The sequence below is a fragment of the Actinocrispum wychmicini genome (genome assembly GCF_004345645.1).
Taxonomy (GTDB): Bacteria; Actinomycetota; Actinomycetes; order Mycobacteriales; family Pseudonocardiaceae; genus Kibdelosporangium; species Kibdelosporangium wychmicini.
Map to the genome: position 1 here is coordinate 590025 of NZ_SLWS01000006.1, position 13398 is coordinate 603422.

At 68.4% G+C, this 13398-nt stretch carries 15 protein-coding genes; all 15 read right to left on the reverse strand.

Annotated elements, in window-relative coordinates; translation table 11 throughout:
- Positions 1 to 128: 128 nt before the first annotated feature.
- Positions 129 to 599 carry a hypothetical protein gene (locus EV192_RS29015; protein ID WP_132120911.1) on the reverse strand — a complete coding sequence of 157 codons (471 nt, stop codon included), beginning with the start codon at positions 597 to 599 and terminating at the stop codon, positions 129 to 131.
- Positions 600 to 617: 18 nt separating this feature from the next.
- The gene (locus EV192_RS29020; RefSeq protein WP_132120913.1) at positions 618 to 1874 is read right to left on the reverse strand and encodes a phage tail tube protein; all 1257 of its coding nucleotides are present in this window, start codon (positions 1872 to 1874) and stop codon (positions 618 to 620) included.
- A 3-nt stretch (positions 1875 to 1877) separates the two neighbouring features.
- Positions 1878 to 2153: a hypothetical protein gene (locus EV192_RS29025; protein WP_132120915.1), complete on the reverse strand. Its 276-nt coding sequence runs from the start codon at positions 2151 to 2153 to the stop codon at positions 1878 to 1880.
- Positions 2150 to 2518: a hypothetical protein gene (locus EV192_RS29030; protein ID WP_132120917.1), complete on the reverse strand. Its 369-nt coding sequence runs from the start codon at positions 2516 to 2518 to the stop codon at positions 2150 to 2152. Before EV192_RS29030 ends, EV192_RS29025 begins: the two co-directional genes overlap by 4 nt.
- A 13-nt stretch (positions 2519 to 2531) precedes the next feature.
- On the reverse strand, positions 2532 to 3038 hold the full coding sequence (locus EV192_RS29035; protein ID WP_132120919.1) for a hypothetical protein: 507 nt from the start codon (positions 3036 to 3038) through the stop codon (positions 2532 to 2534).
- Positions 3035 to 3922 carry a hypothetical protein gene (locus EV192_RS29040; protein WP_132120921.1) on the reverse strand — a complete coding sequence of 296 codons (888 nt, stop codon included), beginning with the start codon at positions 3920 to 3922 and terminating at the stop codon, positions 3035 to 3037. Before EV192_RS29040 ends, EV192_RS29035 begins: the two co-directional genes overlap by 4 nt.
- A 27-nt stretch (positions 3923 to 3949) precedes the next feature.
- Complete coding sequence (locus EV192_RS29045; RefSeq protein ID WP_132120923.1) at positions 3950 to 4252, reverse strand: hypothetical protein; 303 nt, start codon at positions 4250 to 4252, stop codon at positions 3950 to 3952.
- Positions 4253 to 4254: 2 nt separating this feature from the next.
- Positions 4255 to 4518: a hypothetical protein gene (locus EV192_RS29050; RefSeq protein ID WP_132120925.1), complete on the reverse strand. Its 264-nt coding sequence runs from the start codon at positions 4516 to 4518 to the stop codon at positions 4255 to 4257.
- Entirely contained in the window at positions 4515 to 4847 is a 333-nt protein-coding gene (locus tag EV192_RS29055) for a ubiquitination-like system serine protease family protein (RefSeq protein ID WP_132120927.1), read from the reverse strand. The genes EV192_RS29050 and EV192_RS29055 overlap by 4 nt, the downstream gene beginning before the upstream one ends.
- Positions 4847 to 5050, reverse strand: a complete 204-nt coding sequence (locus EV192_RS29060) for a hypothetical protein (RefSeq protein ID WP_132120929.1) — start codon at positions 5048 to 5050, stop codon at positions 4847 to 4849. The genes EV192_RS29055 and EV192_RS29060 overlap by 1 nt, the downstream gene beginning before the upstream one ends.
- Before the next feature lie 77 nt (positions 5051 to 5127).
- Positions 5128 to 6876 carry a hypothetical protein gene (locus tag EV192_RS29065; RefSeq protein ID WP_132120931.1) on the reverse strand — a complete coding sequence of 583 codons (1749 nt, stop codon included), beginning with the start codon at positions 6874 to 6876 and terminating at the stop codon, positions 5128 to 5130.
- Between the two features lie 17 nt (positions 6877 to 6893).
- Complete coding sequence (locus EV192_RS29070; protein WP_132120933.1) at positions 6894 to 8651, reverse strand: zinc ribbon domain-containing protein; 1758 nt, start codon at positions 8649 to 8651, stop codon at positions 6894 to 6896.
- 16 nt (positions 8652 to 8667) lie between these two features.
- Positions 8668 to 11382 (reverse strand): phage portal protein, encoded by a 2715-nt coding sequence (locus EV192_RS29075; RefSeq protein WP_132120935.1) that lies wholly within the window; start codon positions 11380 to 11382, stop codon positions 8668 to 8670.
- A gap of 6 nt (positions 11383 to 11388) precedes the next feature.
- Complete coding sequence (locus EV192_RS29080) at positions 11389 to 12012, reverse strand: NUMOD3 domain-containing DNA-binding protein (protein ID WP_132120937.1); 624 nt, start codon at positions 12010 to 12012, stop codon at positions 11389 to 11391.
- Between the two features lie 46 nt (positions 12013 to 12058).
- The gene (locus EV192_RS29085) at positions 12059 to 13363 is read right to left on the reverse strand and encodes a terminase large subunit domain-containing protein (protein ID WP_132120939.1); all 1305 of its coding nucleotides are present in this window, start codon (positions 13361 to 13363) and stop codon (positions 12059 to 12061) included.
- Between the last annotated feature and the right edge of the window lie 35 nt (positions 13364 to 13398).

A 13398-nucleotide genomic window follows, 5' to 3' on the forward strand; every position in this document is an offset into this window, starting at 1 on the left:
TGCGGGCAACTCGTCGACTTGGTCCGGGGTGAGGCCGCGCCGTTCCAGCCACCAGTCGGCATCGAAGGCTTCCTCCCACAGGGCCTGTTCACCCGGGCGGGCGTCGGTGGCCGGGGTGTGTCCCGCGATCAGCGCCCTGATCCGCTCGCGGGCTCGGTAGGGCTGTCCGGGTCCTCATAGTCACTCGGATCGGCGGCCTTGGGGAACAGGACCTTGCGGGCAGGTTCGAGCGCATCGAGCAGGGCCCTGTAGTCGCCGGGGGTCAGCTCATCCAGGATGGACATGTCCTGCGACGGCAGCACCCAGTCGCGGGCGGTGCCGTCGTCGGCCGGGTCTGCACGGTACGGCAGGTTCCACTCCGTCACGAGGTACTTCATGAGGGTCTCAGTGGTGGCCCACCCGTACTCGAGGTCGCCCTTGTCGTTCCTGGCCGCGTTGCCGGCGCGCATGATCGCCTTCTGGTGCTTGGTGCGTAGAGTGCGCGGATCGGCCAAACGAGCCCAGCCGCCGGACGGCAGGGTGACCTTGTCGACATCGACCGTGTCGACCGCGGGTGCGTCGAGTGCGGGTGGGTCGTGGAACGCGTGTTCGTCGGACATCACGATGCTCCTGGTTGGTTACTGGTAGGTGTTGCCGGCGACCGCGGACCCGATCGTGACCTTGATCGGCGAGTACCCGCCGGAACCGCCGGCGTTGGCCGTGGTGAAGACCCCGTCCCATTCCACGCCGTAGCGGATGGCTTTCTTCCCGGTCTCGATCTTCGCGATCCGGTACGCGGCCGCGGCCACGTCGAACTGGACGCTGATGAGGCTGGCTCCAGCCAGTCCGTTGGTGAGGGTGAACTGCAGGGTCGGCTGGGTGTTGCCGATCATCGCCAGGTACGGGGACTCGTCCGCCGCCACGAACTCGAGCTTCCCGGCGGCCGCGGCCTCGCCACGCTGGATGATGTACGGGGTCTGGGCCAGCTGTTCGGTGAAGATCGGCTCCAACGCGCGGGTGATGTCCACCGAACCGGTCTCGACGGTCAGCACCTGCGTGCCGCCGGACGCCGGGCCGCCGATCCCGACCTTGCCCCGCCAGGACGCGACCGGGTTCACCGAGGTCGCCGCCGGTGTCCGCACTTGAGAGTCCAACGCGGACGGCCACGAGGTCGCCGCGGCATCGAACATCAACAGCTGAGACTCCGCCGCCCAGTTGAAGCTGAGTTTGGACAGGCACGCGCCGGCGAACACCCGCGGGACGCCACTGGCCGCCGGTCCCTGGTAGTGGGTGATGGTGTGCGTCGGCGGCTGCCCCTGCGCGTAGTTCGTGGTCGCCAAGGTGTTCAACACCGACCAGGCGTTGGTGAACGGCGCCACCTGCACCACGACCGCCTGCGCGGACGCGTGGGCGTACTGCAGCGGCAACTGGCCCGCGGCGAACGGGATCGTGTACGGGCCAGCACCGCTTGGGGTGCCGGTCGTGCGGATCTCCGCTGTGCTGCCAGTCCCGATCAGGACGACCGACGCCGCCGGGATACTCGCGGCGGTCGACAGACTCGACGCGCCCGCGGCCGCCGTCGACGACAGCGTGGTCGACGGCGTCGACGCGGTGCCCGTCGGCACCAAGTCTCCCAGGATGTTCGCGAGCAGGAACCCGATCCCGTCACCGAACACGGGCCCTTTCAGCGTGAAGTCGTTGATGATCGGGCCCTGCTGGCGGCCGTAGAACATGCCCATCGCGCCGCGCCAGGCGTGGTCGTCCAACCACTTGGGTTTGTCCTCGGGCTGCAGGTCTTCCAGCGGGAGGGTGTAGGTCATGGGCACGCTGGTGCCCTGGGCCGCCTCGAGCGCGACCCCGGCGAACTGCCGTACTGAGGGGAACGTGGCGACCACGGGTCACTCCTTGTTGCTGGACTTCGGCGAGGCCTTCGCCGACGTCGACCTGGGCGCGGGAACTGGCGCGTCTGGCGGGTCCGCCGGCGGCGTCTCCGGCGAGGGCTCCGCGGAGCCGCTGGTGTCGTCGTCGGCCGGTGGGTCGACTTCCGTCCACCAGCACGCTGGCTGGGGTTCCTGCTGCTCCCAGTCGATGTCCTCGCCCGGCTCGACCATCCGCGACCCGGTCGGGGTGTCGTACTGGGCCGGATACGGCCCTGTGAAGCGGTGCAGGCTCACTCGTCACTCCCAGCGGTGTAGTGGTCGACGATCGCTTTGCGCGTCGCGGTGTCGGGGTCGCCGGGGAAGGTGCCCTCGGTCTTGGCGTAGGCCACCCAGTCGGCTGCGGACGCCGCCTTGCCTGGGCGCTTGAGCTCGTCGGTCGCTTCGCCGCCGCCTTCGTTGGCCGCCGGGTTGCCACTGCCTTCATCGGCTGGCGCCGGGCCCTCGGACTCGGGTGCGGGTGCGGGTGCGGCGGTGATCGGCGACCAGTCACCGTCCGGTGCGCGACCGCTGAAGTAGGCGACCTCTCCGGGATGCACCACGCCCCACGGATAGTCACGGTCGGCGTCGCCGACGAACTCGTATGCGACAGCAGTCGTCATGCCGATCCCCTTGTCAGGTCTGGAATTCGTAGATGGACACGTCGAAATCGACCGTGGACCAGGCGTAGAGTGTGTCGCCCCCGCCTTGCCGCTCCAGCGGGCCTGGGACGATGTTCAGCAGTGGTGCCGCGGCCACCAGCAGTCCGGTGCTGGCCGGCTGGCCCAGCGACGGATCGGACCGCATGCGGTCGGCGACCGCGTCCAAGATGGCCTCTTGGGTCGTGAGCGCGGTCAACGGATCGCCGCCGACGTCCTCGAAGTACACCGACACCACCACCGGGTACGGGACCACTCGACGGCCCCCCGCACCGTCCAGGACGAAGATGTGGTCGCCGAAGTCACGGGACTCACCGATCTCGATCACCAGGAAACAGCGATGGGTCTGTCCGGCCGGCACCAGCTGGTCCCACGGCACCCCGGCTTGGTCGAACGGGATGCCCGGGAATACGTAGTCCACATTGGTGATCGCGGGCGTGGACAGGTACCCGTACGCCGCTTGACGCACGAACGAGCGGCTCACGGGGATCGCCGCTCGTAGCGCAAGGCGATCTCCTCGGCCTGGATCAGTTCGAGACCGATCTCCTTCTGGTCCGCCTTCGTGCTCGAGTTGCTGCCCTTGCTGGAGATGGTGAACCCGGAGCCTTTGCGTTCCTTGATGTAGTGCGTCGTGGCCAGGACGGTCGCTTCTTTGCCGTCGTCGGGGACCTCGCCGAACCACGTGCCAGCACCCCAGGACGCGGTCAGCGGCGCGGTCAACGGGACGGTGGTGGAGCCGGGGGTGTAGCTGGCAGCGACCTGGACATCGGCCTGGACACTGCCGGAAACCAGCCGTGCCACCAGGCCCGGGTGGATCCCGGTCGCGGCCTCGACCTGGACACTCGACGCGCCCAGCGACGCGGCTGCGGCCAGCCGGTTCGTCACCCAGCCCGCGGTGTAGGACCACTGGACCGTGACGTCACCACACCGAGGCGCGGCCAGGAAACTCAGCGACCCGACCCACTGCACACCGCTACCGGCCAGCGAGAACAGGACCCTGTTCTCCTCGATGAAATACTGACCGGTGGGGATCGGCGGCGCGACGGTCGCCAGGGACAGGAAGTTCGGGCCCCACGCGAACGCGTCAATGCTCTTGACCCGGTCCTGCCGGGCTTTCAACACCACGAACCCATCACCACGGACGCGTGCCTGCTCCTGCTGGTTCACAGTCTGCGTCGCGTACAGCGGTTGCCTCGCCGTGTTGTCGACCCACCGGGACGCGCGGGCGATGATGCCGGCGAGTTCGGCGTCTTGGTCCGCCTGGGTGGCCGTGCCCGTGGTCACCAAGTTGTTGGTGTTCAGGGCGGTGGGCGCGGCGCGGTACTCCTCGCACGTGATGTACGACCCGGCCAGGAACGGTGTGGCCACGGCAACCTCCTGCTCCGCGTCGCTGTGTCAGCCCCGGACGGTGTTCGAGCCGATCGCTGTGATCAGCGCGCTGGCCAGGGTGGCTTCGGTGCCGGGCGCCGCGTAGCAGCTGATGAGGCCGGCGGACACGGTGCAAGTGAAGTCCGGCATGGCCGCCTTCTGCGCGGCGGACAACGTGCTGCCGTAGTAGGTGTTCAGTGCGGCCACCACCGCGCGCAGCCCGGCCGGGGAGAGTTTCTGGTTGCTGCGGGCGTGGACGGACAGCTGTTGCTGGTTGGTTTCGGTTTCCACCTGGAAGCCGCTCACGCCACCGTGGACAGTCACAGCCATGCTCAGGTCTCCTTGGGGCAGTGGCCGCCGCAGCGGCCGCAGGTGACGAAGTACGCGGCGAACCCGCAGTCCGTGCAGCGGCGGCCGCGGCTGGTGGCCCAGGTGCCGAGGCCGGCTGGTGTGGCGCCGTACTCACGCAGGGCGCGTTCGTCGTGGGCGTCGGCCGGGGTGACGATGCTGCCGGTGTAGCGGCGTGTGGTGCCGTCGGGGCGGCGAATGTCCGCCTGGCGGACAGCGTCGTTGGGCATCAGGAGCTTGTTGGTCATGCGGGAACCCACCGCCCTTCCCTGATGAATCCGTGGTCGCCGCACGTGCGGCAGAACAACGACGGGGAGAGCGTGAGCGGCTCCCACGACTCGACCTGCCACGTGGGCCCGTTACCGGTAAGTACCGCTGGTGCGGTCGCAAGGGTTGCGGCGCTGGCGCACATGCCAGGCTGGCCGTCAGCACGCGGGTGGGCGACGTGGACCATGGCCTTGTCACAGTCGGGGATGTTCTTGTACTGCGGGTTGAGTTCGCGGTCAGGGGCGAAGCTCAGGAACCGAATCGCGTGGCCATGGCCGATGTCCTCGGCGGCCGGGGCCTCATCTGCCATCACGGGCAACTCCCGGAAGGCCAGTGCCAGGCGCCTTTCTCGTCGCCTTCGGGGAGGCGCACGTGCGGCACGGCGCCGGTCGGTCCGAAGCACACCAGGTCGACGCTGCCGTCGGTGTTGACGCGGGTGACGATCGCGGCCTGGCAGCCTGCGGTGGTGGTGCGGTGCACGATGGCGGCGACGTGGGCCTGTTGTTCGGACACAGCGGTGCTCCTGGGTTGGGCACGACACCGTCCCCGGCCAGGAGCACTTGTCCGGGGACGGTGTGTGCGATCGTGGATCAGCCGGGCTGGATGTTGTAGAGCGCGCCCTGCCACGGCTGGGCGTGGCAGAAAAACGTTCCGTACCAGTAGGTCGAGAAGTCGTAGCTGAACTGCAGCTGCGGCCACGAGATGCCCATGTAGTCCTGCACGTTGCGGTATTCCCAGCAGTTGGTGATGTTGCTGTTGGGGAACGGCAGCTGGTGCGTCAGGATCGGCATCACGCCCTGAGGCATGTACGGGTGGGTGTCCAGATCCACCATGTCCCCGACAGCCTCATTCTGAATACCCGTGACAATCTGGCCGAGCTGGTGACCCGCGGTCCCGTCCGCCTCGATCATGATCCGGAACCCGGTCGCGGAGGACCCCTTCAGCAAGTCGGACAGCTGCTTGCGGTCCTGCACGTTCGCCAACACTTGCTTGGGGCGCGCCAGGTTGACGTTGTACATCGTGACGAACGCCGTCTGCAGCTCCGTGCCCGGGTTCACGGTGCTGAACTTGCCGTTGACGTTGCCCTGGTAGCCGCTGGACGTGGACAGGCAGATCGGGAGGATGCCGTCGTAGCCGCTGGCCTGGGTCGAGGTGTCCGCTGTCGGGGCGGTCGCGCCGGTGGACGGGACCGGGCCGGTCAGCGTGATCGCGGCGGTGGTCGAGTTGCCCGCCCACCCGATCGCGGACACGAAGTAGCCGTTGGCCGCACCGGCGGTGGCCCCGAAGAACACTTGGTAGCCGACCGCGCCGGCGACCGGCGTCCAGTAGACGCTGATGCTGCTGGTCGACCCGGTGGTGGTGACCGCGCCCGAGTCCGTCGCGGCCGAAGTGCCGAACCCGCTGACCGCGGCGACCCACACGTGGTAGGTGGTGCCTGCGGCGAGGGTGCCGCCGGTGGTGGACGGCGTGGCGGTGACGGTGGCCGGGGCCGCGACGACGCCGGAGTAGCCGTTGGCGCTGGTGCCGCGCCCGTAGAGCGTCATCCTCTCTTCGGCGAGGAACGACGCGTACATCGTGGACGTTTGCGAAAGTTCGCGGACGTCCTGGAATCCCTGGCCCGAGTAGAAAGCGCTCCACGTGACCTCGTCGCTCAGCCCGAACTGGAAGTACGTCGCCGACTTGTTCTGCCCGGTGTAGCTGATCTTCGGGCCGCGGTTGTAGTACAGGGCGTTGCTGCTGCCGGACACCGCGAAGTTCGTCTGCGTCGTGTCCAAGATCCCGGGGTGCAGCAGCGGCAGGCCGGTGCCGGTCTGCGCGTTGGAGAACCCGGTGATCTGCTTGTACTGGAACGCGGTCCCGACGCCCGCGGTGCGCGGGAACGTGTTGCGCAGCGGGGTGTCGACCGGGACGAGCTCCTCGGCCGGGCCGTGGAGGTCGACCAGCGTCAGACCCGTCGAGGTGCCGGTGCCACCACCGATCGGCGAGGTCAGCGAGATGTCCTTCTGGAGGTTCAGCGCCTCCTCAATGGACGCCAGGTTGGACGCGCCGATGGCCTTGTTGATGGTGTCGTCACGCAGCAGCGACCGGACCCGCTCGGTCGCCTGGTCGACCGACTCCATCTTCTGGACCTGGATGAGCTGCCCGGTGTCGGACTTCTCCGAGTTGACGACACGCATGTTGCCGCGGATGGTGCGGCCCATGTTGTCGACCTCGCACCACGGCTCGTCGGCGATGGCCTTGCGGTACCGGTCGCGTCGGCGGGTCATGGTGACCGGGTCTTCAGCCGCGCCGCCGAACAGGTGGTCGGTGGCGGCAGTTTCCTTTGTCAGTACAGGCATGGTGGGTGTGACTCCCTTCAGGCAGCCGCGCCGTCGAGCTTCAACAGCTCGTCCTCGGCCTGCTCCATGCGCTCCCGATAGCCCTTCTGCAGATCGCCGGAGGTGACCTGGGTTTGCTGCTTGCAGTAGGCGATCTCTTTGCGCAAGGTGTCGGCTTTGGTGGCGACGGCGGTGTGGGTGGAGGTGCGCGTGCGCGCGGGTCCATCCGGCCTCGGGGTCTCCAGCACCTTCGCCAGCTGGCCCTTGACGGCATCAAGCTCGTCCTTGTAGGGCTGCACGGCCTTCGTGATGGCGGCGTCGAGCATTTCGGACAGATCAGTCTTGGTCAGCTCACCCTGCGGGGCGGCTTCGGTCTTACTCGTCACGGTCTCGGTTTCGGTGGTGGACGTGTCCGGCTCAGTGGGCGCGTCGGTCTTGTCGGTCTTCATGGCGGATGCCTCCGTGGGTGCGGAGTGGGAGGCGATCTCGTCCGCCTCGCTGTCGATGAAGCACCTCAGGGCGCAGGCCGCCCCGATGAGCATCTGGATGTCCTGGATCTCGCCCAGGTGGCCCTCGGCCAGTTCCTCGGCTTCGGCGATGATCAGGCGGGCGATGGCCGCGATCGCGGCCTTGCTGTCGGAGACGTCCCCGGCTTCCTGCTCGGCCGCCGCGGCGTCGACCTTGGACACGTTGATGCCGGCGTCGTCGAGCTGCTTGCGCAGGGCGTCGATTGTGTCGAACGCCTTCGACACACCCCACTCGGCGGGGAGCAGGTTGGTGAGCTTGAGCGCACGGGCACGCTTGATGATGTGCGCCTTCGCCTTGGCTTTGTCGCCGTCGTAGTTGCCCAGGTGGCCGATCGCGGACTTGAGGTGGCCCTCGTCCGGGATCGGGAAGTCGCCGTTGGGCAGCGCGACGCCTTTGTCGGCGTACTCCTTGCGCTTGTCGGCGCCGACGAACTTGGTCAGGTCCTCGCCGTACATCGCGACCAGGTCGTCGGCTTTCGATGGGGCACCGGTGTCCTTGCCACCGGCGAGTTTCTGGCCGCAGTTCGCGCAGTACTTGTCGGCGGCCGCCACGTCAGCTCCACATTTCGGGCACCCGTCATCCTCGGACTTGGTCAGCTCCCCAGCGGGCGAGATGACGACCGGGACCTCGTCTGGGTGCGAGACCGGCGCCGTGACCGTGCCACCCATTCCCTTGCCGAGCGACTTGAGCAGGTCCGCGAACTGGTTCGGGGTGAACCGCGGCTCGTTGACGAGGCCGCCTACGTTCACCACCTTGTCGACCACTTCCACGACCTGTGGGGAATCCACCAGCTGCAAGTCACCGTTGCTGTCGGCCTTGGCGATGGAGATCAGGCAGCCCGGGTTCGCCGGCCGGTCCACCACGGACAGCTCGTAAATGTCGCCCTTGACGATCCGACCGCCCGGCGCGGCCTTGTCCGTGGTGATCGCGGCGTTGCGGGCCGACCAGGAGAACCCCTTGAGCACCTTGCGTTCGATCTTCGCGATCGCGACCGGGTCCACGATCTCCGCGGTGATGAAGTGGCCGCCGTCGCGTTTCTCGTAGTGGACGGCGTTGCCGATGGCGCGCTGCGGGTTGTGCTGCTCGCGGATGTTCCCGCCGTCCGGCGCGGTGAACCACTTCGACATCGCCCCGTCAAGCCACGCCTCGTCCGCGATCTGGTAGTCACGGTCGACAGTAGAGTCCGCTGCCTTGCCGGTAATGACGAGGGTGCCGTCCTCACGCTTCTCCGCCTTGACGATCGGCGCCCAGCCGACAGCAATGCTCATCTCAGCCCTCCGGCCTTCACAGGATGTCGGTGATCGAGTCGATGTGTGGTGCTGTCGCGCAGCGACAGTGCGGGTGACCAGGCGGACCGATCGCGCCGCTGGGGAAGGACTGGCCGAGACGGACAGGTCCCACGTCGACGTTGCGTTGGCACAGCGGGCACGCCCCGGACGCGGCGATCCACTCGGTCCGCGTGATGCCGTTCGCGGCGTAGGTCTGCTGGCTGGCGTACGTGACCGCCCGGTTGGTCTCAGTGACCGCCACCCCGTACGCCCAGCCGGGATCCGTCAGCACGTCACGCAGCGACCGGGCGATCTCCTCTGGCCCGTGACCCTGGTCGAGACCCTCGGCCAGGGCGTCACCCAGCTCCCGCATCCGGTGCGCGGCCACCGACCGGATGGTGATGTCGGCCTGCTGCAGCAGCCGCTCCAGGCCCGGCCCGGCGATGGCCTTGGCGGCTTCCCGGTCACCGGGCGACCAGCCGCCCCAATCCTCGGTCCACCGCACAGCGGGGTCACGGGCGTGGTCGACGGCGTACCGGCTGGAGTGGAGGCCGATCACGTACCCGTCGCCGTACACGCCCTGCAGGACCTGCCGCAGCGCCCCGGTCAGCGAGACGCCTTGGCCGTCGAGCCAGGACTCTGAGTCGACCGACTTGCGGGCCTCAGTCCACCGCCGCGCCAGCCGGTCGGTGTCGATCCCAGCGAAAGCCCGGGAGATCTCCCTGGCCCAGTAGCGTGCTGTGTCCTGGTCGATCTCCCACGCCGGCCAGGTCTGGCCGCCCTGGGCTTTTGGGCCGGCATCACCCGCCGCCTTGAACGTGACGTGGGTGAGGTCGAGCTCGTTGAGCATGGCGTCGGTCTTGGTCAGGTGCGCGAACTCGAACGGCCGCGCCCGGTCGCGGGCTTTGCGGGACCATCGCCAGTAGGCCGCCAGCTCGGCTTTCTTCACGTCCTCCGTGGACGGGGTCGCGGCAGCGGACTGCTCCTCCGACCCTGGCTCAGTGGGCGGTGGGGCAGTCCGCTGCCGCTGATTGCGGGCCGGCGCCGGTGCGCCCGGGTCGGTGTTGCCGTCCTCCGGTGGAGGCTGCGTGGGCGCGGCCTGCATCGGGGTGATCAGCTCGCCCGGTGGCGCCGTCTGGCTGGAGTTCTCCAGTACCACCAGGCCGCGTTCGGTGACGAGCATCGGCATGTCCGCCTCGGCGAAGTCGTAGCGAGACAGGCCATGCTCATCCCTGCACTCGTTCAACGTTCGCCGACCGGACCGGTACTGCTTCTCCAGCACCTGATCCGCCTGCAGTTCGTCCTCGGCCTCCAGGCCAAGGAACTGGAACGTCAGATCGCGAGACATGCCAAGGAAGCTGTAGCTGACCTGGTTCATCAGCGAGGCCAGCCACTGCGCGGTCGGCCGCAGCGCCTTGCGGTAAGTGATCGCTTCCTGCGACTCGCCATGCCCGGCGCCGCCGAGCCCTTGGCGCGGGGTAAACCCAATCTCCTGCGGCTGCACGTCCATGTGGGCGCAGATCAATTTGACCAAGAATTCGTCGTAGTCAGGCTTGTACCGCTCGGCGGCGTCCTCGGCGATGGAAGGGTCGAAGCCCTCGGGCAGCAGCTTCAGGCGGTGCCGGTTGCCCGTGGATCCGCTGTAGAAGTCGTTCAGGCTGTCTTCCCAGGCGCGGATCTGTTCCGGCGTGAGCGCGGCGAGAGTGGACTTCAGGAACGTCCTAGGGGTGGTGCCTTCCTTGTACTCGGCCACCATCCACTGCTGCCTACGCAGCCACAACTCAGCACTGACGAGGGCCTGTTCGACCGGGCTGTACCCGTACGGCGAATGGACCTGAGTGAACCGCGGCTTGTAGATCAGCGCGCCGGCGGTGCCCTCCCAGTCCGGGTTCTCCCCGTCCGTGGCGGTGTACTCGCCGCGGGGGAACCCGTACAGCCACTGCTGATACGCGGCCGCCGGTGGCCGGGGGCGGTTGCCGCGCTCGTCCAGCAGCGGTTTCACGGTCGCGCCGTCGATCAGCTCCAGCGACGCCAGGTCGCCGCCGTAGGTGAACCTGGGGTAGATCGCCACGGCGTCGGTGACCAACTGCTCCTGCATGAGCATTTCCAGCCACTCGGGCCAGGAGAAGTCGTTGGTCTTGTCCGGGGTGGACCAGAACGAGATCAGCCGCGAGATCTCCTCGGCGTGCTCCTTGAGCAGGGCGTCTTTCTCCTCGGTGGACTTGAGGCCGTGCGCCTCCACGGTCCGCCGGGACAGGGTGATATCCCATTCCAGGCTGGATTGCTCGGTACGCCGGACCCGGATGCACTGGGCGATCAGGTCCACGTCGCGGGCCGCGGCGCGCAGGGTCGACCAGTCGACCAGCCGGCCCATGTCCTGGCTGATGTTCCACGAGACCGGGTATTGCCACCTGCGCGGGTCCGCCTGCCCGGTCGCGGGGTTGGGCACGTTCAGCGGCGCCGGGAACAGCGGCGCGCCGGGGCCCATCAACGCCCAGAACTGCTGATCCCTCGGCAGCGGCACCGACCCGTTCACGCCCATCGCGGTGCGGGCCTGCAGGGCGCCCAGCATCGAGGTCGCGTCGGTGACCTGTGACCCAGCTGGGATGGTCGCGCCGCCCGGTAGTGCTGTTGGCCCGGACGTACGGCCGGCGGCTTTCTCCAGCAGCCCGGCAGGCAGGTGCAGCCCGGCCACACGGGGACGGCGCAGTCCGAGCCGGCGGGAAGACAAGACGGCTCACCCCCGGCGGTGTTGTTGGATGCGGTGCGCGACCCGCGCATGCGGGTGCGCGGGCCGGTGAGGGTGCTTTCTGCCCTTGAGCGCGGCGGAGATCTTCGCTCGGGTGGCCGCGGTGACAGGGTGTCCCTTGTGGTGGACGCCCTTGCGGCCGGGGTGATGCTTGCCTTTGAGCTTCGCGCTGATCTTCGCCTTCGTGGCCGCGGACAGCGGGTGGCCTGGGTGGTGCTTGCCCTTCAGCTTCGCCGAGATCTTGGCGCGGGCGGAGGCTGACAGTGGGTGCCCGGGGTGTTGTTTCCCCTTCAGCTTGGCGGAGATCTTCGCGCGTGCCGCGGCCGAGAGTGGCCGGCCGGGGTGCGGGTTCGGTTTCCCTTTGAGTGCCGCGGCGATCTTCGCCTTGGTCGCGGCGGACATGGTCCGGTGCCCGGCCACCACCCGCACCACGCCGTGCGGGTGCACGCCCGGGAGCCACTCCGGATGCCGGACCCGGTGGAACTTCACGCCGCGTACGCGCAGATGGCCGCGTAGTTTGCGGGTGATGTTGCCGTGACGCCGGTGGATCGTGGTCTTGGTCTTGGTGGCCTTTTGGGCTTTGTGGACGGCGAGGTGGTGTGCCCTGGCCATGGCTCACCGCCCCCTCAGGTCTAAGACCGGGCCAGGCCGGGCCGCGTCATCGTCGGCCGGCCAGCGCTTCCAGGAATGCCTGCGCGCTGCCGCCGGTCGAAAGGTAGAGCAGGCTGTAGACCAGCGCGTCCATGCGGTCCGGAGACTCCACCTGCTCCGGGACCCACGTGCAGAGCTGGTCCTCCACCTGCGGCAGCGAGCCGACGTGGCTGACCTTGCCCTGTTCGTACAGTGCGGACACGGGTTCGGCCCGAACCCGTTTGCCCTTCTTCGCGTGCACCTGCCGGATGGGCAGGTTCGGCCGGATCTGCCGCAGCAGCGTTGCCAGCGCGTCCCCGCCCTGGTTCGTCTCGATCACGACCTCGTTGGCCTCGAAGTCATCGAACGCGGCCACCACACGCCCGGCCCAGTCAAGCGGCGTAGTCCGGACACTGCGGTCGGCCAGCACGTAGTACCGGCCATCCACACCCTGGCCGGCCACGACGATGCCGGTTTCGTCGGCGTCCTCGCCGGAGGTGACGGCGGGGTCGACGGCGACCACGGTGCGGGTCAGCTCCGGACAGCGTTGGACACGGTGGTCGTCGAGCCAGGACCGCATCCAGAGGGCGCCCGGAACGTCGTCGAGTAGTTCGGCGTACAGCTCCTGGCGGCCCAGGCGGGTGCCTTCGTAGCGTTCCCGGAACTGCTCCAGCGCGGGCCCGGCGAGGTTGACGGCGTTGTCGTAGGTCGACCCACGGGTGAGCACGACGTCCCGGTCTTGCCGCTGGACCAGCTCCTTGATCACCGACACCGGCAGCGGCGTGGTCGTGGCGACGACCCGCGGGTGCTGGCCCAGACGGAGACCGAACAGCAGCATGTCCCACGCGTCCGGGGCGTCCTTGACGACCTGCGCCAGCTCGTCCACCCACGCCCGATGGTGCTGCGGGCCTCGCAACCGGGCGGGTTTCTCGGCGGAGAACAGCTTGGCTTGAGAGCCGTTGTCGAGCTTGAGTAGGCCCTCGGATCGGTTCCACCGCAGCCCTTTGTCCTGCTCGAGGCCATATCGTTCAAGGACGGCGAGCAGACCGGACTCGCCTTCGACGCACGTGTCGCGGGCGTCTGCGAATGTTGGCGCAACAATCGCGCACCGGGATCCCGGCTCGGCGGTCATGTGGTCGGCCAGGTCCTCGGCGCCGGTGCGGGTCTTGCCGAAGCCGCGGCCGGCGAGGATCAGCCAGACGTTCCAGGCACCGCTCGGGGTGTGTTGCTCGGGTCGGCCGTGTTCGCGCCAGAACGCGCGCGCGTTCTCGACGGGGTCGCCGCGGTGGGCTTGGTCTTCGAGCATCTGGGCGGCGAGTGTGAGCGCATCCATGCTCACCTCGTCCGCAGCCGAACTCGCTCGGGGCT